Origin of the sequence: Enterobacter cloacae complex sp. SHL022, assembly GCF_049237785.1 — a bacterium.
GTDB classification, from domain to species: Bacteria; Pseudomonadota; Gammaproteobacteria; order Enterobacterales; family Enterobacteriaceae; genus Enterobacter; species Enterobacter hormaechei_C.
This window is the reverse complement of sequence record NZ_JBMKJH010000010.1, coordinates 60,485-80,069: the sequence shown is the minus strand read 5'-3', so window position 1 is coordinate 80,069 and position 19,585 is coordinate 60,485. Positions and strand designations below refer to the sequence as shown.

The following is a 19,585-nucleotide window of genomic DNA, read 5'->3' as shown; positions in this document are numbered from 1 at the left end:
TCAGGAAGGATACCCCTTACGCCCTGAAGCGTAAGGGGTAAAAGCATTACAGGGCTGCGATAACCGCCTGCTGCTCGATCAGTTTGGTCTTCGCATCGGCGAAGGCAACCAGACGCTCACGCTCTTTGGCGATGACCGCTTCCGGCGCGCGGGCCACAAAGCCCTCGTTCGCCAGTTTGCTTTCGATTTTGCCAATTTCCACGTCGACTTTCGCCACTTCTTTCGCCAGACGCGCCAGCTCCGCGTCTTTGTCGATCAGGCCCGCCATCGGGATCAGCAGCTCCGCGCCGTCGATGATTTTGGTCACGGAAACCGGACCTTTGTCATCGGCAGGCAGCACGGTGATGCTTTCCAGACGCGCCATGGTTTTCAGGAATGTGTTGTTCTCGGTGACGCGACGAACGGCAGCTTCGCTGCAACCGCGCAGCAGCAGTTCCAGTGGTTTACCCGGAGCGATATTCATTTCCGCGCGGATGTTACGTATCGCAACGATCGCCTGTTTCAGCCACTCGGTATCCGCAGACGCGGCTTCATCCACTTTCGCGGCGTCGAATGCCGGGAACGGCTGGAGCATGATGGTATCGGCATTAATACCGGCAATCACCTTCACGCGCTGCCAGATGGTTTCGGTGATGAATGGAATGATCGGGTGCGCAAGGCGCAGCAGACCTTCCAGAACGGTAATCAACGTATTACGCGTGCCGCGCAGTTCCGCTTCAGAACCACCGTTCATGACCGGCTTCGCCAGCTCCAGGTACCAGTCGCAGAACTGGTTCCAGGTGAATTCGTACAGGATGCCTGCCGCGATGTCGAAGCGGTAGCTGTCCAGCGCGTCGCGGAATGCTTTAACCGTCTGGTTAAATTCCGCCAGGATCCAGCGGTCTGCCAGAGACAGGGTCATTTCGCCGCCGTTAAAGCCGCAATCCTGATCTTCGGTGTTCATCAGCACGAAGCGGCTGGCGTTCCACAGCTTGTTACAGAAGTTACGGTAACCTTCCAGACGCTTCATATCCCAGTTGATGTCACGGCCGGTGGAGGCCAGCGCCGCCAGGGTGAAGCGCAGGGCGTCGGTACCGTGAGATTCGATCCCGTTCGGGAACTGCTTCTCGGTACGCTTGCGGATTTTCTCCGCCAGCTGCGGCTGCATCATATTGCCGGTACGTTTTTCCAGCAGCTCTTCCAGAGAGATACCGTCTACCATATCCAGCGGGTCGATAACGTTACCCTTGGATTTGGACATCTTCTGGCCTTCGTCGTCGCGGATCAGGCCGGTCATGTAAACGGTATGGAACGGAACCTGCGGCTTGCCGTCTTCGTCTTTGATGAAGTGCATGGTCATCATGATCATGCGGGCGATCCAGAAGAAGATGATGTCGAAGCCGGAGACCATCACGCTGGTTGGGTGGAACTGACGCAGCGCGTCGGTGTTTTCCGGCCAGCCGAGGGTAGAGAAGGTCCACAGCGCGGAGGAGAACCAGGTATCCAGCACGTCTTCATCCTGGCGCAGGGCAACGTCAGCGCCCAGGTTGTTTTCCTGACGCACTTCCTCTTCGGTGCGGCCAACGTAGACATTGCCTTCGTTGTCGTACCACGCCGGGATACGGTGACCCCACCACAGCTGACGGGAAATACACCAGTCCTGAATATCGCGCATCCAGGAGAAGTACATGTTTTCGTACTGCTTCGGCACGAACTGAATGCTGCCGTTCTCAACCGCTTCCACAGCCGGTTTCGCCAGCACGTCGGCACGCACGTACCACTGGTCGGTCAGCATTGGCTCGATAACTACGCCGCCACGGTCGCCGTACGGCACGGTCAGATCGTGAGGCTTAATCTCTTCCAGCAGGCCGAGCGCGTCAACGGCGGCTACGATGGCTTTACGCGCGGCAAAGCGCTCCAGCTTCTGGAACTCAGCCGGGATGTCGCTGGAATAAACGTCGGACTCGTTGCCTTTGGTGTCATACACTTCTGCGCTTTCGCGGATATCGCCGTCGAAGGTCAGAATGTTGATCATCGGAAGTTGATGACGACGACCGACTTCATAGTCGTTGAAGTCATGCGCCGGGGTGATTTTCACGCAGCCGGTGCCTTTTTCCATGTCGGCGTGTTCGTCGCCCACAATCGGAATACGGCGGTTCACCAGCGGCAGCACCACGAATTTGCCGATCAAATCTTTATAACGCGGATCTTCCGGGTTAACGGCCACGCCGGTATCGCCCAGCAGGGTTTCCGGACGGGTGGTCGCCACCACCAGATAATCTTTGCCGTCTGCGGTTTTTGCACCGTCTGCCAGCGGATAGCGGATGTGCCACATGGAGCCTTTAGACTCGCGGTTTTCCACTTCCAGGTCAGAGATGGCGGTACGCAATTTCGGGTCCCAGTTGACCAGGCGTTTGCCGCGGTAAATCAGGTCTTCTTTGTACAGACGGACGAAGACTTCTTTCACGGCGTTGGACAGGCCTTCGTCCATGGTGAAGCGCTCGCGCTCCCAGTCCACGGAGTTGCCGAGGCGGCGCATCTGACGGGTAATGGTGCCGCCGGATTCTGCCTTCCACTGCCAGATTTTGTCGATGAACGCGTCGCGACCGTAGTCGTGGCGGGTTTTACCCTCTTCAGCGGCAATTTTACGCTCAACCACCATCTGGGTCGCGATACCCGCGTGGTCAGTCCCCGCCTGCCACAGGGTGTTTTTACCCTGCATGCGCTGGTAGCGGATCATGGTATCCATGATGGTCTGCTGGAAAGCATGCCCCATATGCAAACTGCCGGTGACGTTCGGCGGCGGGATCATGATGCAGAAGGACTCTTTGCTTTCGTCGCCGTTAGGCTTGAAATAGCCCTGCTGTTCCCAGTGCTCGTAAAGCGGCTGTTCGATATCGCGTGGGTTATATGTCTTTTCCATTATTTCCAGGTTGCCGTATTCAGGTTAAAACCGGCCAGGCGGTACGCTTTGTAGCGTTCGCGCGCCAGTTGTTTCAAAGATTCTTCGTAAGGGACAAAGTCTACCACTTCTGTGAAAGCGGTGGCAAAATCTGCAAAGTCTGTCCGCAGGCTAATGAGAATATCGCGCGCGCTACTGTTGCGTTTTTGCGGCCAGGCAATCTCCACCGGTGCCCCGCCGCGTGGACCTTCGCCCGACAGGTTATGCGGAACAAAACTCTCCGGCGGGCGCGCCCATAGCGCTTCATCCAGGCGAATTGCTTGCTGCTCATCTTCACAGGCAATCAGGACGCGTTTACCTGCGCGCCAACGTTCTGCGGCAATTTCACACACCAGCTGTTCAACGGCGCTGAGGCCATCCTGATGGGTGTCATTGTCCAGAAGGTAGAACGTTGCATTCTTCATATATGGGGTTTCTTGTCGTGGATTTAAATGCAAAGCCGGGTAAGCGTAGCGCCACCCGGCGTTTATCATTACTCGTCGCCGTTAAAACCCGCACGATTGAGCAGGAACTGCGACAGCAGCGCCACCGGACGTCCGGTCGCGCCTTTGGCTTTACCGGAGCGCCATGCGGTCCCCGCGATGTCCAGGTGCGCCCAGTTGTACTTGCGGGTAAAGCGCGCCAGGAAGCAGCCCGCGGTAATCGCCCCGCCAGGACGACCGCCGATGTTTGCCATGTCTGCGAAGTTAGACTCCAGTTGTTCCTGGAACTCGTCCCCCAGCGGCAGACGCCACGCGCGGTCGCCGGCCTGTTCGGACGCGCCGATCAGTTCATGCGCCAGCGGGTTGTGGTTCGACATCAGGCCGGTGATGTGATGCCCCAGCGCAATCACGCAGGCGCCGGTCAGTGTAGCCACGTCAATCACCGCTTCAGGTTCGAAACGCTCAACGTAGGTCAGCACGTCGCACAGCACCAGACGGCCTTCGGCGTCGGTGTTCAGCACCTCAACGGTCTGGCCGGACATGGTGGTCAGCACATCACCAGGACGATAAGCGCGGCCGCCAGGCATGTTTTCGCAGCCCGCCAGCACGCCGATCACGTTGATGGGCAACTGAAGTTCCGCGACCATGCGCATAACGCCGTAAACCGCCGCCGCGCCGCACATGTCGTACTTCATCTCATCCATGCCTTCTGAAGGCTTGATGGAGATACCGCCTGAGTCGAAGGTCAGCCCTTTACCGACGAGCACGATCGGACGCGCATCTTCAGACGGATTGCCCTTGTACTCAATGACTGACATCAGGGATTCGTTCTGGGAGCCGTTACCGACCGCCAGATAAGAGTGCATCCCCAGCTCTTTCATCTGCTGTTCGCCGATAACGCGGGTGATAACGTTCTTGCTGTAGGCGTCAGCCAGCTGGCGCGCCTGAGACGCCAGGTACGCGGCGTTACAGATGTTTGGCGGCATATTGCCAAGATCTTTTGCCGCTTTGATACCGGCGGCAATGGCCAGACCGTGCTGAATGGCGCGCTCGCCGCTGGTCAGCTCGCGACGGGTTGGCACGTTAAAGACCATTTTACGCAGCGGGCGACGCGGCTCGCTTTTGGTGGTCTTCAGCTGATCAAAGCTGTAGAGGCTCTCTTTTGCGGTTTCGACGGCCTGGCGCACCTTCCAGTACGTGTTGCGGCCCTTAACGTGCAGCTCCGTCAGGAAGCAGACGGCTTCCATCGAACCAGTATCATTCAGTGTATTAATGGTTTTCTGAATAACCTGCTTGTACTGGCGCTCATCAAGCTCACGTTCTTTACCACAGCCAATCAGCAGAATACGCTCGGACAGGACGTTCGGAACATGGTGCAGCAACAAGGTCTGCCCTGGTTTGCCTTCCAGTTCGCCACGGCGCAGCAGGGCGCTGATATAGCCGTCGCTGATTTTATCGAGTTGCTCGGCGATCGGGGAGAGTCGGCGTGGTTCAAAGACGCCCACAACGATGCAGGCACTCCGCTGTTTCTCCGGGCTACCGCTTTTTACACTGAACTCCATGCACTACGCTCCTGAATCTTAAAGACAACGGCGGCGGCTACGGATAGAATTGAAACCTTTCGTAACTCATGTCCGCCGTTGTGGTGACTTCGTGTTAATCTTACGTTACTACGGTTTCGACACGTCAATAAATGTCATGAAGCGCGAATCCGCCGGGTTTTTTAATCTTAGCGATGATTTCGACGACTCAAGAGAATAAATGACGTTTAAGCCATGAAACAAGCTAAATTCCTGCATAAGACGAGTTTTAACGGGCGTATTTAAAGTGATAATCATAAGATATCTGGTTCGGGAGACGCTGAAGAGCCAACTGGCGATCCTCTTTATCCTCCTTCTGATCTTTTTCTGTCAGAAGCTGGTCAGGATCCTCGGCGCGGCGGTTGATGGCGAAATCCCAACGAATCTGGTGCTTTCCCTGCTCGGGCTTGGCGTGCCGGAAATGGCGCAGCTTATCCTGCCGTTAAGCCTGTTCCTTGGTCTGCTGATGACCCTGGGTAAGCTCTATACCGAAAGTGAAATCACCGTGATGCATGCCTGCGGCCTCAGTAAAGCCGTACTGGTAAAAGCAGCCATGGTGCTGGCGCTGTTTACGGGCATTGTTGCCGCGGTTAACGTCATGTGGGCGGGGCCGACCTCCTCTCGTCATCAGGATGAGGTGCTGGCGGAAGCAAAAGCTAACCCGGGGCTGGCGGCGCTGGCGCAGGGGCAGTTCCAGCAGGCGACCGACGGTAACTCCGTGCTGTTTATCGAAAGCGTCGATGGCAACCGCTTCAATGACGTGTTTCTTGCTCAACTGCGCCCGAAAGGTAACGCTCGGCCTTCTGTGGTGGTGGCGGACTCCGGTCAGCTGTCTCAGCGTAAAGACGGCTCTCAGGTTGTCACGCTGAACAAAGGAACGCGTTTCGAAGGCACGGCTATGCTGCGCGACTTCCGTATTACCGATTTCCAGAACTACCAGGCCATCATTGGTCATCAGGCCGTCGCGCTCGATCCAACGGATACTGAGCAGATGGATATGCGCACCTTAATGAATACCGATACCGATCGTGCGCGTGCTGAACTGCACTGGCGTATCACGCTGGTATTCACCGTATTTATGATGGCGCTGATGGTGGTTCCGCTGAGCGTGGTGAACCCGCGCCAGGGCCGCGTGCTGTCGATGCTGCCAGCGATGCTGCTGTATCTGGTGTTCTTCCTGCTGCAAACCTCAATCAAGTCTAACGGCGGGAAAGGAAAAATTGACCCGATGATCTGGACCTGGGTCGTGAATGGTTTGTATCTGCTGCTGGCAGTCGGACTCAACTTGTGGGACACGGTGCCTGTGCGTCGTCTTCGTGCCCGGTTTACGCGTAAAGGAGCCATCTAATGCAGGCGTTTGGCGTACTTGACCGCTATATCGGTAAAACGATTTTCACCACCATCATGATGACCCTGTTCATGCTGGTGTCGCTCTCGGGCATTATCAAATTTGTCGACCAGCTGAAAAAAGCCGGGCAGGGGAGTTACGACGCGTTGGGTGCCGGGATGTACACCCTGCTCAGCGTACCAAAAGATGTGCAGATCTTCTTCCCGATGGCGGCCCTGCTGGGGGCGTTGCTGGGCCTGGGGATGCTGGCTCAGCGTAGCGAGCTGGTGGTGATGCAGGCATCTGGCTTTACCCGTATGCAGGTTGCGCTGTCGGTAATGAAAACCGCGATCCCGCTGGTGCTGTTGACCATGGCGATTGGCGAATGGGTCGCGCCGCAGGGCGAACAGATGGCGCGTAACTACCGTGCTCAGGCTATGTACGGTGGTTCGCTGCTCTCCACGCAGCAGGGGTTATGGGCGAAAGATGGTCAGAACTTCGTCTATATCGAACGCGTGAAAGGGGACGATGAACTGGGCGGCGTGAGCATCTACGCCTTCAACAACGATCGTCGTTTGCAGTCGGTGCGTTATGCCGCCTCCGCTAAATTTGATGCGAACAACAAGCTGTGGCGGTTATCCCAGGTTGATGAATCTGACCTGACGAACCCGAAACAGATCACCGGTTCGCAGACCGTAAGCGGTACCTGGAAAACCAACCTGACGCCGGACAAGCTTGGCGTGGTAGCGCTCGATCCCGATGCGCTCTCCATCAGCGGTCTGCATAACTACGTGAAGTATCTGAAATCGAGCGGACAGGATGCGGGGCGTTACCAGCTCAACATGTGGAGCAAAATCTTCCAGCCACTGTCCGTGGCGGTGATGATGCTAATGGCGCTGTCGTTCATCTTTGGACCGCTACGTAGCGTGCCGATGGGGGTCCGCGTGGTAACTGGTATCAGCTTTGGTTTCGTGTTCTACGTCCTCGATCAGATTTTCGGTCCGCTGACACTGGTGTATGGCATTCCGCCAATTATCGGCGCGCTGTTGCCGAGCGCCAGTTTCTTCCTGATCAGCCTCTGGATGCTGCTAAAACGCTCCTGATAAAACGTCTTCCTCGCTCCCGCTAGCCCGGGGGCGAGGCTAATCTCCTGTTTCACCCCGCACTTTTTCTCACAACCTTCAACGCCTCGCCGTGAATTTGAGTATTATTGAGCGATAAAGTCGTGAAGGGATCCTCTATGAAGCAAATTCGAATGCTGGCCCAGTACTACGTCGACCTGATGATGAAGCTCGGGCTGGTGCGTTTTTCCATGCTGCTGGCGCTGGCGCTGGTCGTTCTGGCCATTGTCGTGCAAATGGCCGTGACCATGGTTCTGCATGGTCAGGTCGAGAGCATCGACGTGATCCGCTCTATTTTCTTTGGCCTGCTGATCACCCCATGGGCGGTCTATTTCCTCTCCGTGGTGGTTGAGCAGCTGGAAGAGTCCCGACAGCGTTTATCGAAACTGGTGGATAAGCTGGAAGAGATGCGCGAGCGCGATCTTAAACTCAACGTTCAGCTCAAGGACAACATTGCCCAGCTGAATCAGGAAATTTCAGACCGTGAGAAGGCGGAAGCCGAGCGTCAGACCACGCTTGAGCAGCTGAAAATTGAGATGAAAGAGCGCGAAGTCACGCAGATCCAGCTTGAACAGCAATCCTCTTTCCTGCGCTCGTTCCTCGATGCGTCGCCGGATCTGGTGTTCTACCGTAATGAAGATAAAGAGTTCTCCGGCTGTAACCGGGCCATGGAACTGTTGACCGGGAAAAGCGAAAAACAGCTGATCCACCTGAAACCTCAGGATGTCTATTCCGAAGAGGCGGCAGCAAAAGTGATGGAGACGGATGAAAAGGTCTTCCGCCATAACGTTTCGCTGACCTATGAGCAGTGGCTGGACTACCCCGACGGGCGCAAAGCCTGCTTTGAGATCCGCAAAGTACCTTATTACGACCGGGTGGGTAAACGTCATGGTCTGATGGGCTTTGGCCGTGATATCACCGAGCGTAAGCGCTATCAGGATGCGCTGGAGCGCGCCAGCCGGGATAAAACAACTTTCATCTCCACCATCAGCCATGAACTGCGCACCCCGCTGAATGGCATTGTGGGGCTGAGCCGCATTCTGCTGGATACCGAGCTGACCAGCGAGCAGGAAAAATACCTCAAAACGATCCACGTCTCGGCGGTCACGCTGGGCAATATCTTCAATGATATTATCGACATGGATAAGATGGAGCGCCGTAAAGTTCAGCTCGACAACCAGCCGGTTGATTTTACAGGCTTCCTTGCGGACCTGGAGAACCTGTCAGGTTTGCAGGCCCAGCAAAAAGGGTTGAGCTTTGTGATGGAGCCGACGCTGCCGCTGCCGCATAAAGTGGTGACGGACGGCACGCGGCTGCGTCAGATCCTGTGGAACCTCATCAGCAATGCCGTGAAGTTTACCCAGAAGGGGCAGGTTGCGGTGCGCATTCGCTATGACGAAGGCGACATGCTGCACTTTGAAGTTGAGGACTCGGGTATCGGCATTCCTCAGGAAGAGCAGGATAAGATCTTCGCCATGTATTATCAGGTTAAAGACAGCCACGGCGGTAAACCGGCGACCGGTACGGGCATTGGCCTGGCGGTGTCGAAACGTCTGGCGAAAAGTATGGGCGGGGATATCACCGTTGCCAGCCAGCCGGGTAAAGGCTCCACCTTTACGCTTACCGTCCACGCGCCTGCCGTGGCGGAAGAGGTGGAAGATACGTTTGAGAACGACGATATGCCGCTGCCAGCCCTGCACGTCCTGCTGGTGGAAGATATTGAGCTGAACGTCATTGTCGCCCGGTCGGTACTGGAAAAACTCGGTAACAGCGTGGATGTGGCGATGACCGGCAAAGCCGCGCTGGAGATGTTCACGCCGGGCGAGTACGACCTGGTGCTGCTCGATATTCAGCTACCGGACATGACCGGACTGGATATCTCCCGCGAGCTGACGCGCAAATATGCTCCTGACGAGCTGCCGCCGCTGGTGGCGTTGACCGCAAACGTGCTGAAAGATAAAAAAGAGTACCTCGAGGCCGGAATGGACGATGTGCTCAGCAAGCCGCTGGCGGTACCTGCCCTGACGGCGATGATCAAGAAGTTCTGGGATACCTGTGATGAAGAGGAGAGCACCATGACGTCTGTTGATAGCGCCAAAGCCCAAACGATACTGGATACCGCCATGCTGGAGCAGTATATCGATCTGGTAGGACCAAAACTGATCACCGATGGCCTGGCCGTGTTCGAAAAAATGATGCCGGGCTATCTGAACGTGCTCGAATCCAACCTGACGGCGCGTGACCAGAAGGGCATCGTCGAAGAGGGACATAAAATCAAAGGCGCGGCAGGATCGGTCGGGTTACGTCATCTCCAGCAACTGGGCCAACAGATTCAGTCGCCTGATTTACCTGCCTGGGAAGATAATGTAGGTGATTGGGTCGAAGAGATGAAACAGGAGTGGCAAAACGATGTGGCAGTGCTGAAAGCCTGGGTAGATGCCAGAAAAAAATGACCCCGGCTATACCGGGGTGCGCGAATACTGCGCCAACACCAGGGAAATCGTGGCTGCGCCTGATTTTTGTGGGTTGTTTTCGCATGGACGCCGCCTGAAAATTGAGGCCGCACGCAGATAAGATAGCAAATCTTAAACAGTTTGTTACATGAATCAGTGAAATGTGTGAAGCATAGCGTTTTAATCAGAATTTTTAATGTGCTTCAGCGAGTTGCTTAGAAGGATCGTCAGAATGAAGAAAGTGGGTGTCGTGCTGAGCGGATGTGGCGTTTACGATGGTTCAGAGATACACGAAACCGTATTAACGCTGCTGGCATTATCGCGGCAGGGGGCAGACGTTCTCTGCTTCGCGCCGGATAAAACTCAAGCAGACGTAATGAATCATCTTACCGGCGAGCCAATGGCGGAAAGCCGTAACGTGCTGATTGAAGCAGCACGTATTGTGCGTGGAGATATTCATCCGCTGGCACAGGCCGATGCCGCTGAACTTGATGCGCTCATCGTGCCGGGCGGCTTTGGCGCGGCAAAAAACCTGAGCACGTTTGCAACAGAAGGCGCGGCGTGCCATGTCGATCCCGATTTGAAAGCGCTATCGCTGGCGATGCATGCAGCAGGTAAGCCGCAGGGCTTTATCTGCATTGCGCCAGCCATGCTGCCGAAAATTTTTGATTTCCCGCTGCGGCTCACGATCGGAACCGACATTGATACCGCTGAAATTATTGAGGATATGGGCGGCGAGCACGTGCCATGCCCGGTCGACGACATTGTGGTGGATGAGGACAACAAAATCATCACCACGCCGGCGTATATGCTGGCGCAGAATATCGCTGAGGCTGCCGCAGGCATTGAAAAGCTGGTGGACAGAGTGCTGGTTCTTACCGAATGAGTCGTAAATTATCCCCTGGCGGGTGGTTAAAACGGATCCTGCTGCGTATTGTGCTGGTCCTGGCCGTTTTTTGGGGCGGAGGCATTGCGCTGTTCAGCATCCTGCCCGTCCCGTTCTCCGCCGTGATGGCAGAGCGGCAGATTAGCGCCTGGCTCTCGGGTGATTTTGGCTATGTTGCCCACTCAGACTGGGTCGGCATGGATGAAATCTCCCCGTGGATGGGGCTGGCGGTCATTGCGGCAGAAGATCAGAAATTCCCGGAGCACTGGGGTTTTGACGTGGCGGCTATTGAGAAGGCGCTGGATCATAATGAACGTCATGAAAACCGCGTCCGCGGCGCGTCAACGCTTTCTCAGCAGACGGTAAAAAATCTGTTCTTATGGGACGGTCGCAGCTGGGTAAGAAAAGGGCTGGAGGCCGGGCTGACGCTGGGGGTCGAGACGGTGTGGAGCAAAAAACGCATTTTGACCGTCTACCTGAATATCGCGGAGTTTGGTGACGGCGTGTTTGGCGTCGAAGCGGCATCGCAGCGCTATTTTGGCAAGCCCGCCAGCAGGTTGACTATGTCCGAAGCGGCACTCCTTGCCGCCGTGCTGCCGAACCCGCTGCGTTTTAAGGCCAGCACCCCGTCAGGCTACGTGCGAAGCCGCCAGGCGTGGATTATGCGCCAGATGCGTCAGTTGGGTGGGGAAGGGTTTATGGAGCGAAATAATCTTATGTAGGGCGGGTAAGCGCAGCGCTACCCGCCGACATGGCGAACGTTAGTCTTCGTCAAACCCGGCGTTAAACAGGGCAATCACTGCCGCCAGCGCTTCTTCTTCCTGCGGGCCGGTGGCTTCAACTTCAATCTGGCGGCCTTTGGCAGAATCCAGCATCAGCAGGGCGATCACGCTATTGGCTTCTGCCTCGGTTCCCTCGTCGTTGCGCAGCAGCACCTCAGCATCAAAACCCTGCATCAGCTCAAACAGCTTCATCGCCGGGCGCGCATGCATGCCCAGCTTATTGGTGATTTCGACGGTCTGTTTTACGGTCATGTTTTGCGTTTTTCCAGCGTGCGATGACGGGACTGAACGTTCTTCCCGCGTGAGCGGAAGTAATCGGCCAGCTGTTCGGCAATGTAGACCGAACGATGTTTACCGCCGGTACAGCCAATCGCCACCGTCAGGTAGCTGCGATTGTTTGTTTCCAGCATAGGTAACCATAGCTCAAGGTAGCTTCGCGTCTGGTAGATAAAATTGTGTACTTCTGTGTGTCGGTCGAGGAACGCCGCCACCGGCTTATCCAGACCGGTCATCGGACGCAGTTTCGGATCCCAGTGCGGGTTCGGCAGGAAACGCACATCAAAAACGTAATCCGCATCGATAGGTATGCCGTGCTTAAAGCCGAAGGATTCAAACACCATCGTCAGTTCACGCTCGCGCTTGCCGAGTAAGCGCGTACGCAGCATTTCCGCCAGCTCGTGGACGGACATTTCAGAGGTGTCGACAATCAGGTCGGCCCGCGAACGCAGCGGCTCAAGCAGATCGCTCTCTTTATCGATGGCGCTTTCCAGCGAAAGATTTTTACTGGAGAGCGGATGCAAACGACGTGTATCGCTGTAACGGCGGATCAGCGTGTTGCGGTCAGCGTCCAGGAACAAGAGCTGAGGCGAGAAGCATTCCGGCAGGCTGTTCATTGCCTGCTCGAAGATTTCCGGCGATTCCGGCATGTTACGCACGTCAATACTGACGGCGGCAGAGATTTGCCTGTCCGCCAGCGTCCGCGCCAGATCGGGTAACAACACTACCGGCAGGTTATCTACACAGTAAAATCCCATGTCTTCCAGCGCGCGCAGGGCCACGGACTTCCCGGACCCCGAACGACCGCTGACGATCATCAGCACCATGTTCCGTTTCTCCTCAGGGCAGCCGTTCTGAAGGCCCTTTCCCGATTATGCCTCATCCTGATTGCCTTCTGCTTCAGTGATAATTTGATAAAGCTCTTCATCACTTTGGGCTGAGCGCAGTCGACGACAAATGGTTTTATCCGCCAGACGTTTGGCAACCAGCGACAGCGTGTGCAGGTGGGTCTTGGTCTGATCGGCAGGAACCAGCAGCGCGAAGAGCAGATCCACAGGCTGGTTATCAATGGCGTCAAAAGCGATAGGCGTTTCCAGTTGCACAAACACCCCCACGGCACGCAGCGTATCTTCTTCCAGCTTGCCATGCGGGATCGCAATGCCATTGCCGATGCCGGTACTGCCCATTTTTTCACGAGTCAGAATGGCTTCAAACACGATCTGCGGCGGCAGACCCAGCTGTTTTGCGGCCAGCTCACTGATGATTTCCAGCGCACGTTTTTTGCTCTGGCAGTGAACGCCACTGCGGGTACAATCCTGGTTAAGGACATTGCTCAGTTGAAGAGCGGAATCGTTGTTTATCATAATTTCACCTAAGCGCTAACTGTACAAATGGCCTGTTGTGTTTCACAACAGGCCGTCCTGCACCCGTTAACTGCCCGGACAATTAGTGTTGTTTCAGTTTATCTTTATGTTTATTGAGCTGTCTCGCAAGCTTATCAATCAAGCCGTCGATAGCCGCGTACATGTCTTGCCCTTCCGCACTGGCATGGAGTTCCCCTCCGTTGACGTGCAGGGTCGCATCCGAGATATGCGTCACTTTCTCCACTTTCAACACAACATAGACCTGGTTGATCCTCTCGAAATACTGCTCGAGTTTCGCAAACTTAGTGTTTACAAAATCGCGTAAAGCCTCAGTAATCTCGACGTTATGTCCGGTGATATTGAGCTGCATAGTGTCTTCCTTATCGGTTGTGTCAAACCAGTTGTTTACGCTGGTTAGACGGCGGAATGGATAAAGACTCTCGATACTTCGCGACAGTACGACGTGCCACCATAATACCCTGATCGGACAGCATGGTGGTTAACTTACTGTCACTGAGTGGCTTCGCGGGGTTCTCCGCGGCGATCAACTTCTTCACCAGTGCGCGAATGGCCGTCGACGAGGCTTCGCCGCCGCCTTCGGTGTTCACGTGGCTGGAGAAGAAATACTTAAGCTCAAAAATACCGCGTGGGCTGTGCAGATACTTCTGCGTGGTCACGCGGGAAATGGTTGATTCATGCATCTCGACTGCCTGGGCTATGTCCGCCAGCACCATCGGTTTCATAAACTCTTCGCCCTGCTCAAAGAATGCCTGCTGCTGTTCGACAATACAGCGGCTGACGCGCAGCAGCGTGTCATTACGGCTCTCCAGACTCTTAATCAACCAGCGTGCTTCCTGAAGGTTGCTGCGAATGTATTGATTATCAGCGTCGTTACGGGCGCTGGTGCACATGGAGGCGTATTGCTGGTTGATTTGCAGGCGAGGAATGCTGTCGGCGTTCAGTTCAACGACCCAGCGGCCATTGTGTTTTCTCACCAGCACATCGGGAATGACATATTCCGGTTCGCTGGTCTGAATCGACTGCCCCGGACGCGGATCGAGCGACTGGATCAGATTCACCGCTTCCTTCAGCACCTCTTCTTTCAGGCGCGTGACGCGCATTAGGGTGCGGAAGTCGTGGTTCGCCAGCAGATCCAGATGATCGCTGATGATGAGCCGGGCTTCGTCAATCCACGGTGTCTCTTTAGCAAACTGCGAAAGCTGGATCAGAAGGCAGTCACGCAGATCTTTCGCGGCGACGCCAATCGGGTCGAAACGCTGAACGCGTTTCAGGACGGCTTCGATCTCTTCCAGTTCAATCTCGTCATCGCCGATGCTTTCAAGAATCTCGTCCAGCGTCACGGTCAAATAGCCCGTGTCGTCAACGGCATCGACAATCGAGGTGGCAATGGCGCGATCGGTATCGGAGAAAGGCGTCAGCTCCACCTGCCACATCAGGTAGTCCTGAAGCGATTGGGTAGTTTCGCCCTGGTAGACCGGGAGTTCATCGTCCTGGTAGTCTGCACGCGTCCCGGAAGGGGTACCCGCGGTGTAGATTTCATCCCAGCTGGCATCCAGCGGCAGTTCGTCCGGCATCTCTTTCTGTTCGAGTGCATCTACGGAGTCGAGCGTTTCTGTGTCCTGCGTCTGCTGGGCGTCTACCTCGTCATGAAGATCGGTCTGCTCCAGCAGCGGATTGCTGTCCAGCGCCTGCTGGAGCTCCTGCTGGAGTTCTAACGTGGACAGCTGCAACAGACGGATTGCCTGCTGGAGCTGCGGCGTCATGGCCAGTTGCTGGCTGAGCCGTAATTGCAAACCTTGCTTCATGTTCAGAGCGTTTTTCTCCGGTTCGGCGTGACTTAACCTCTACCCTATCAGAGTCTGAAGTCTTCCCCAAGGTACACGCGCTTAACATGCTCATCTTCGAGGATTTGCTGCGGCGTACCGTGGGCAATCAGATGGCCCTGGCTCACTATGTAGGCGCGCTCACACACCGCCAGCGTTTCACGAACGTTGTGGTCCGTGATCAGTACGCCAAGCCCGCTGTCGCGCAGGTGTTCAATGATACGTTTGATATCGATAACGGAGATGGGGTCAACGCCCGCAAACGGTTCATCCAGCAGGATAAATTTCGGGTTTGCTGCCAGCGCGCGCGCAATCTCAACGCGGCGGCGTTCACCACCGGACAGCGCCTGACCGAGGCTGTCGCGAAGGTGTTCAATATGAAACTCTTCCATCAGCTCGTTCGCACGGTCAGTGCGCTGCTCGCTGGTCAGATCGTCACGGATCTGGAGCACGGCCATCAGGTTGTCGAACACGCTTAAGCGGCGGAAGATAGACGCTTCCTGCGGCAGATAGCCGATGCCACGACGCGCGCGGGCATGCAGCGGCAGCAGGCTGATATCTTCATCATCGATAATGATGTTGCCGGCGTCACGTGGGACGATGCCCACTACCATGTAGAAGGTCGTAGTTTTACCCGCGCCGTTAGGGCCAAGCAAACCCACGATTTCGCCGGAGTTGACGGTCAGACTGACATCTTCGACGACGCGGCGGCCCTTATACGCTTTCGCGAGGTTTTTTGCAGTTAAAGTTGCCATAACGAATTAGTTACTCTTTTTCTTTGCCGGAGCCTGACCGTTGTTCTTGTCCTGCAACTGCGAAGGCACAAGCACGGTCGTGACGCGTTTGCCTTTTTCGCTGGAGGCCTGCATTTTCTGCTCTTTCACCAGATAAGTGATCTTGTCGCCTTTGATATTGCTGTCCAGCTGTTCCAGGTAAGCATTACCGGTCAGGATGACCAGATCCTTCGCCAGTTCATAGTGCATATGCGAGGCATGGCCTTTCACCGGCTTGCCGTTGTCCTGCATCTGGTAGAAGGTGGCCGGGTTGCCATAACCATCGATAATCTCTTTCCCCTGCTCGCCGCCCGGACGGGTAACGACCACTTTGTCGGCGTTGATTTTGATGGTGCCCTGGGTCACAACGACGTTGCCGGTAAAGGTGACGACGTTACCCTGCATATCCAGAGACTGGGTATCGGATTCAATATGAATCGGCTGTTCGGTGTCGCCAGTCACAGCAAGCGCGGGAAGACTGGCCGCCAGCAGCGCGCTGGCGATAACAACTTTAAGGCTGAGTTTGTTTGTTTTGAATTTCATAGGAGGTTCTAACCTTTTCAATCAGCTCGGCGTTTTTGCTGCGTAAGTTCCCGCGCATTCTTAAACCGCTGGAATTAAATGTTGTGCCATACAGGGTGACTAAATCCTGCGACGTGACATCCTGGGTGACCAGGTTGATCTGGGCGTTATCAGTCGTAATTTTTCGCAGTTGCGCGTCAGCGGTCAGGGCGTTGACTTCAACGTGACCATACAGGTAAAGCATACGGTCATTTGTCAGTTTTGCCCGGTCAGACTTGATTGACCACGTCGGCACTTTGTCCGTATCAAAGGTGGTCAGGACCGGCTGGGTAAACCACGAGGTGCCGTCATCTGAAAAATATTCTACATGCTGAGCAACGAGGCGATAGTTCAGCGCACCTTCCGGGCTATAGACCACGGTGTCGCTGTGATCGCTTTTATAGGTCGGGTCGCTCGTGTTAACCACTTCCGCTTGCGTATCATCGCGGTCAGCGAGATTTACGCCAATCAGTATCAGGGCGACAAGCGCAAGCAGAATGATAACCCAACGTCTGGTTTTACTCATATCGATTGCCCTTTCGCCTCATCAAGCTTGCCCTGCGCCAGCAGAAGCAGATCGCAGACTTCACGGACGGCGCCACGGCCACCGTGAATATGGGTAACGTAATCAGCACGCGGGATCAGCAGCGGGTGCGCGTCAGCCACGGCGATGCTCAGACCCACCTCCGCCATGACTGGCCAGTCGATCAAATCATCCCCGACGTATGCCACATTCTCTGGCGCAATGGCCAGTTTTCCCAGCAAATCCCGGAAGGCTACCATCTTATCAGACTGTCCCTGATAGAGATGCGTAATGCCCAGCGTTTCACACCGATCTTCTACCAGTTTAGCTTTCCGCCCGGTGATGATTGCAACTTCAATACCGGACGTGAGCGCACAGCGGATACCGTAACCGTCGCGAACGTTAAAGGCTTTCAGCTCTTCGCCGTTATTGCCCATATAAATCAGACCGTCGGAGAGCACACCATCCACATCGAGGATCAGCAGGCGGATATTTTCCGCCTTTGACATCATGTGGGCGCTCACCGGGCCATAACAGGTTGCAAGGGATGCACCCGCATTACTCATTGTCTTATCCTTCATTACACTACGCCAGCGCGCAGCAGATCATGCATATGTACCACACCCAGCAGTTGGTCGCCATCGGCAACCATCACTGAGGTAATATGACGGGACTGCATCAGGTTCAGTACATCTACCGCCAGCGTACCCGGACGGACGCGGATCCCTCCTGGTGTCATTACATCAGCGATGCCCAGCGTTCGGACATCCACACCCATATCGAATACCCGGCGCAGGTCGCCGTCGGTGAAAATGCCCTGAATCTTCATCAGATCGTCGCAGATAACCGTCATGCCCAGGTTTTTACGGGTGATCTCCAGTAACGCGTCGCGCAAAGAGGCCTCTTTGCTGACGTGCGGGATCTCATCCCCGGTGTGCATAATATCGTTAACCCGCAGCAGCAGTTTGCGCCCGAGCGCGCCGCCGGGGTGAGACAGGGCGAAATCTTCTGGCGTAAAACCGCGGGCTTCCAGCAGCGCAACGGCAAGGGCATCGCCCATCACCAGCGCGGCGGTTGTGCTGGAGGTCGGCGCCAGCCCCAGCGGGCAGGCTTCTTTAGGCACCTTCACGCACAGGTGAATATCCGCCGCGCGCGCCATGCTGCTTTCCGGGCGGCTGGTCATGCAAATCAGCGGTACGTGCAGACGCTTCAGCACCGGGATCAACGCCAGGATTTCATTCGATTCCCCGGAGTTGGACAGCGCAATAACCACGTCCTGCGGCGTAACCATGCCGAGGTCACCGTGCGCGGCTTCTCCGGGATGAACGAAGAATGACGACGTGCCGGTACTGGCAAAGGTCGCCGCCATTTTGCGCCCGATATGGCCGGATTTGCCCATCCCCATCACCACGACTTTACCGGCGCAGTAGAACATCTTCTCACAGGCCAGACTAAAATCCTGATTAATGTACTGATCTAACTGCGCCAGACCTTCACGTTCAATCTCCAGAACGTCTTTGCCTGCTTTCTGAAAGTCAAAACCCGGCTGCAATTCTATTTGCGACATAATGCGTTTCCGTTTACCCAGAGAGAAGTGGCGAAAGCCAGTACAGCATCGCCAGCCATACGATAAATCCACCCGTCAGCAGCGCGCCTGCGCCTTTGCCGATCTGCTCTTTTCGCCGCCAGCAGAGCAGGGCGAAAATTACGCTGACCAGCAGCATTACACCGTAATCGCGCGTGAAGACCATAGGGTTAAACGGCCCCGGTGAGATTAATGCCGGCACCCCCGTCACGATCGCGATATTGAAAATATTCGAGCCAATGATATTGCCGATGGCGATATCATCTTCCCCTTTACGCGCCCCGGCGATGGCGGTAGCCAGCTCTGGCAGGCTGGTGCCGATAGCGATGACCGTCAGACCGATTGTCAGTTCGCTCATCGCAAACGCGTTCGCCAGCACCGTCGCGTTATCGACCACCATCCGCGTGGCCATTGGCATGATAATCAGCGCGACGCCCAGCCACAGCAGGGCGACGGGTAAGGTCCCTTCCCGGGGCAGCTCGGCGAGGTGCTCACGCGTGAGGCTATCGTTACCCTGTTTTTCCGCCAGACGTGCGATCTTCACGCTGTAAAGCAACCAGATCACGGCCAGGGCGAGCAGGAATATACCGTCACCGACGCTCAGCACCCCGTCATAAAGCACATAGCCCGCCAGCAGACTGACGACTAACATTAGCGGCAATTCACGACGCAAAACATCGGAATGTACGCGAAATGGATGCAGTAATGCGGCTAAGCCTAAAATCAGCAAGATATTGACGATGTTAGAGCCAATCGCGGTGCCGATAGCGAGGTCAACCTGGCCATGCAACGAGGCTGAAACAGAAACGATGATTTCAGGAAGCGATGTGCCTACACTGACCACCGTCATGCCGATAATGATGGGCGGCATGCCAATGAGTCGACAGAGAATGGATGCGGCAAAGACCAAACGGTCAGCACTGTAGACCACCAACAGTAAACCAATTATTAACAGTGCTGTTGCTAAAAGCATCAAAAGTCCTTTCTTCAGGTATACTCGCTGGTCCACTGCGCACGAATTTTAGCGCCAGATGAAGTCTGAGACGTGACGAATTCCTAATTTTGACTTTATGCGCCGGAAAAGTAAAACAAATGCCAGCTTTCGCTAACCCCAATAGTGAATATTCTGTAAAAATGCGGGGTTTAG

The 19,585-nt window shown here is 55.5% G+C and carries 19 protein-coding genes; 5 read left to right on the top strand and 14 right to left on the bottom strand.

Features of this window, described 5'->3' with window-relative positions; translation table 11 throughout:
- Positions 1 to 46: 46 nt before the first annotated feature.
- From ACOTZD_RS19285 to pepA, 3 genes are all read right to left on the bottom strand, one after another.
- Positions 47 to 2,902 carry a valine--tRNA ligase gene (locus ACOTZD_RS19285; protein WP_050870467.1) on the bottom strand — a complete coding sequence of 952 codons (2,856 nt, stop codon included), beginning with the start codon at positions 2,900 to 2,902 and terminating at the stop codon, positions 47 to 49.
- Positions 2,902 to 3,345, bottom strand: coding sequence for a DNA polymerase III subunit chi (holC, locus tag ACOTZD_RS19280; RefSeq protein WP_003861884.1), 444 nt, complete (start codon positions 3,343 to 3,345; stop codon positions 2,902 to 2,904). Before holC ends, ACOTZD_RS19285 begins: the two co-directional genes overlap by 1 nt.
- 68 nt (positions 3,346 to 3,413) lie before the next feature.
- Positions 3,414 to 4,925 carry a leucyl aminopeptidase gene (pepA, locus tag ACOTZD_RS19275; RefSeq protein WP_003861882.1) on the bottom strand — a complete coding sequence of 504 codons (1,512 nt, stop codon included), beginning with the start codon at positions 4,923 to 4,925 and terminating at the stop codon, positions 3,414 to 3,416.
- Positions 4,926 to 5,190: 265 nt separating this feature from the next.
- Here pepA and lptF point away from each other — a divergent pair, with 265 nt between their 5' ends.
- From lptF to mtgA, 5 genes are all read left to right on the top strand, one after another.
- Positions 5,191 to 6,291, top strand: coding sequence for an LPS export ABC transporter permease LptF (gene lptF, locus ACOTZD_RS19270; RefSeq protein ID WP_003861881.1), 1,101 nt, complete (start codon positions 5,191 to 5,193; stop codon positions 6,289 to 6,291).
- Positions 6,291 to 7,373 (top strand): LPS export ABC transporter permease LptG, encoded by a 1,083-nt coding sequence (lptG, locus tag ACOTZD_RS19265; protein ID WP_001147540.1) that lies wholly within the window; start codon positions 6,291 to 6,293, stop codon positions 7,371 to 7,373. The genes lptF and lptG overlap by 1 nt, the downstream gene beginning before the upstream one ends.
- Positions 7,374 to 7,510: 137 nt before the next feature.
- Positions 7,511 to 9,844: an aerobic respiration two-component sensor histidine kinase ArcB gene (gene arcB, locus ACOTZD_RS19260; RefSeq protein ID WP_000809803.1), complete on the top strand. Its 2,334-nt coding sequence runs from the start codon at positions 7,511 to 7,513 to the stop codon at positions 9,842 to 9,844.
- Positions 9,845 to 10,076: 232 nt separating this feature from the next.
- Positions 10,077 to 10,730, top strand: a complete 654-nt coding sequence (gene elbB, locus ACOTZD_RS19255) for an isoprenoid biosynthesis glyoxalase ElbB (RefSeq protein WP_003861876.1) — start codon at positions 10,077 to 10,079, stop codon at positions 10,728 to 10,730.
- Complete coding sequence (gene mtgA, locus ACOTZD_RS19250) at positions 10,727 to 11,452, top strand: monofunctional biosynthetic peptidoglycan transglycosylase (RefSeq protein ID WP_003861874.1); 726 nt, start codon at positions 10,727 to 10,729, stop codon at positions 11,450 to 11,452. The genes elbB and mtgA overlap by 4 nt, the downstream gene beginning before the upstream one ends.
- 39 nt (positions 11,453 to 11,491) lie before the next feature.
- Here the strand turns inward: mtgA and npr are convergent, their stop codons facing one another.
- The 11 genes from npr to ACOTZD_RS19195 form a co-directional block, all read right to left on the bottom strand.
- Positions 11,492 to 11,764: a PTS phosphocarrier protein NPr gene (npr, locus tag ACOTZD_RS19245; protein WP_003861872.1), complete on the bottom strand. Its 273-nt coding sequence runs from the start codon at positions 11,762 to 11,764 to the stop codon at positions 11,492 to 11,494.
- On the bottom strand, positions 11,761 to 12,615 hold the full coding sequence (rapZ, locus tag ACOTZD_RS19240) for an RNase adapter RapZ (RefSeq protein WP_003861870.1): 855 nt from the start codon (positions 12,613 to 12,615) through the stop codon (positions 11,761 to 11,763). The genes npr and rapZ overlap by 4 nt, the downstream gene beginning before the upstream one ends.
- Positions 12,616 to 12,660: 45 nt before the next feature.
- Positions 12,661 to 13,152 carry a PTS IIA-like nitrogen regulatory protein PtsN gene (ptsN, locus tag ACOTZD_RS19235; protein WP_003861869.1) on the bottom strand — a complete coding sequence of 164 codons (492 nt, stop codon included), beginning with the start codon at positions 13,150 to 13,152 and terminating at the stop codon, positions 12,661 to 12,663.
- Between the two features lie 82 nt (positions 13,153 to 13,234).
- Positions 13,235 to 13,522: a ribosome hibernation promoting factor gene (gene hpf / locus ACOTZD_RS19230; protein WP_003861866.1), complete on the bottom strand. Its 288-nt coding sequence runs from the start codon at positions 13,520 to 13,522 to the stop codon at positions 13,235 to 13,237.
- 22 nt (positions 13,523 to 13,544) lie between these two features.
- Entirely contained in the window at positions 13,545 to 14,978 is a 1,434-nt protein-coding gene (rpoN, locus tag ACOTZD_RS19225) for an RNA polymerase factor sigma-54 (protein ID WP_003861864.1), read from the bottom strand.
- A 47-nt stretch (positions 14,979 to 15,025) separates the two neighbouring features.
- Positions 15,026 to 15,751, bottom strand: a complete 726-nt coding sequence (gene lptB, locus ACOTZD_RS19220; RefSeq protein ID WP_003861862.1) for an LPS export ABC transporter ATP-binding protein — start codon at positions 15,749 to 15,751, stop codon at positions 15,026 to 15,028.
- Between the two features lie 6 nt (positions 15,752 to 15,757).
- Positions 15,758 to 16,312: a lipopolysaccharide ABC transporter substrate-binding protein LptA gene (gene lptA / locus ACOTZD_RS19215; RefSeq protein ID WP_003861860.1), complete on the bottom strand. Its 555-nt coding sequence runs from the start codon at positions 16,310 to 16,312 to the stop codon at positions 15,758 to 15,760.
- Positions 16,281 to 16,856 (bottom strand): LPS export ABC transporter periplasmic protein LptC, encoded by a 576-nt coding sequence (gene lptC, locus ACOTZD_RS19210; protein WP_003861858.1) that lies wholly within the window; start codon positions 16,854 to 16,856, stop codon positions 16,281 to 16,283. Before lptC ends, lptA begins: the two co-directional genes overlap by 32 nt.
- Positions 16,853 to 17,419, bottom strand: coding sequence for a 3-deoxy-manno-octulosonate-8-phosphatase KdsC (gene kdsC, locus ACOTZD_RS19205; RefSeq protein ID WP_003861856.1), 567 nt, complete (start codon positions 17,417 to 17,419; stop codon positions 16,853 to 16,855). The genes lptC and kdsC overlap by 4 nt, the downstream gene beginning before the upstream one ends.
- 14 nt (positions 17,420 to 17,433) lie before the next feature.
- The gene (gene kdsD, locus ACOTZD_RS19200) at positions 17,434 to 18,420 is read right to left on the bottom strand and encodes an arabinose-5-phosphate isomerase KdsD (protein WP_003861853.1); all 987 of its coding nucleotides are present in this window, start codon (positions 18,418 to 18,420) and stop codon (positions 17,434 to 17,436) included.
- Positions 18,421 to 18,433: 13 nt separating this feature from the next.
- A complete protein-coding gene (locus ACOTZD_RS19195; RefSeq protein ID WP_174402139.1) occupies positions 18,434 to 19,411 on the bottom strand; it encodes a calcium/sodium antiporter in 978 nt (325 codons plus the stop codon).
- Between the last annotated feature and the right edge of the window lie 174 nt (positions 19,412 to 19,585).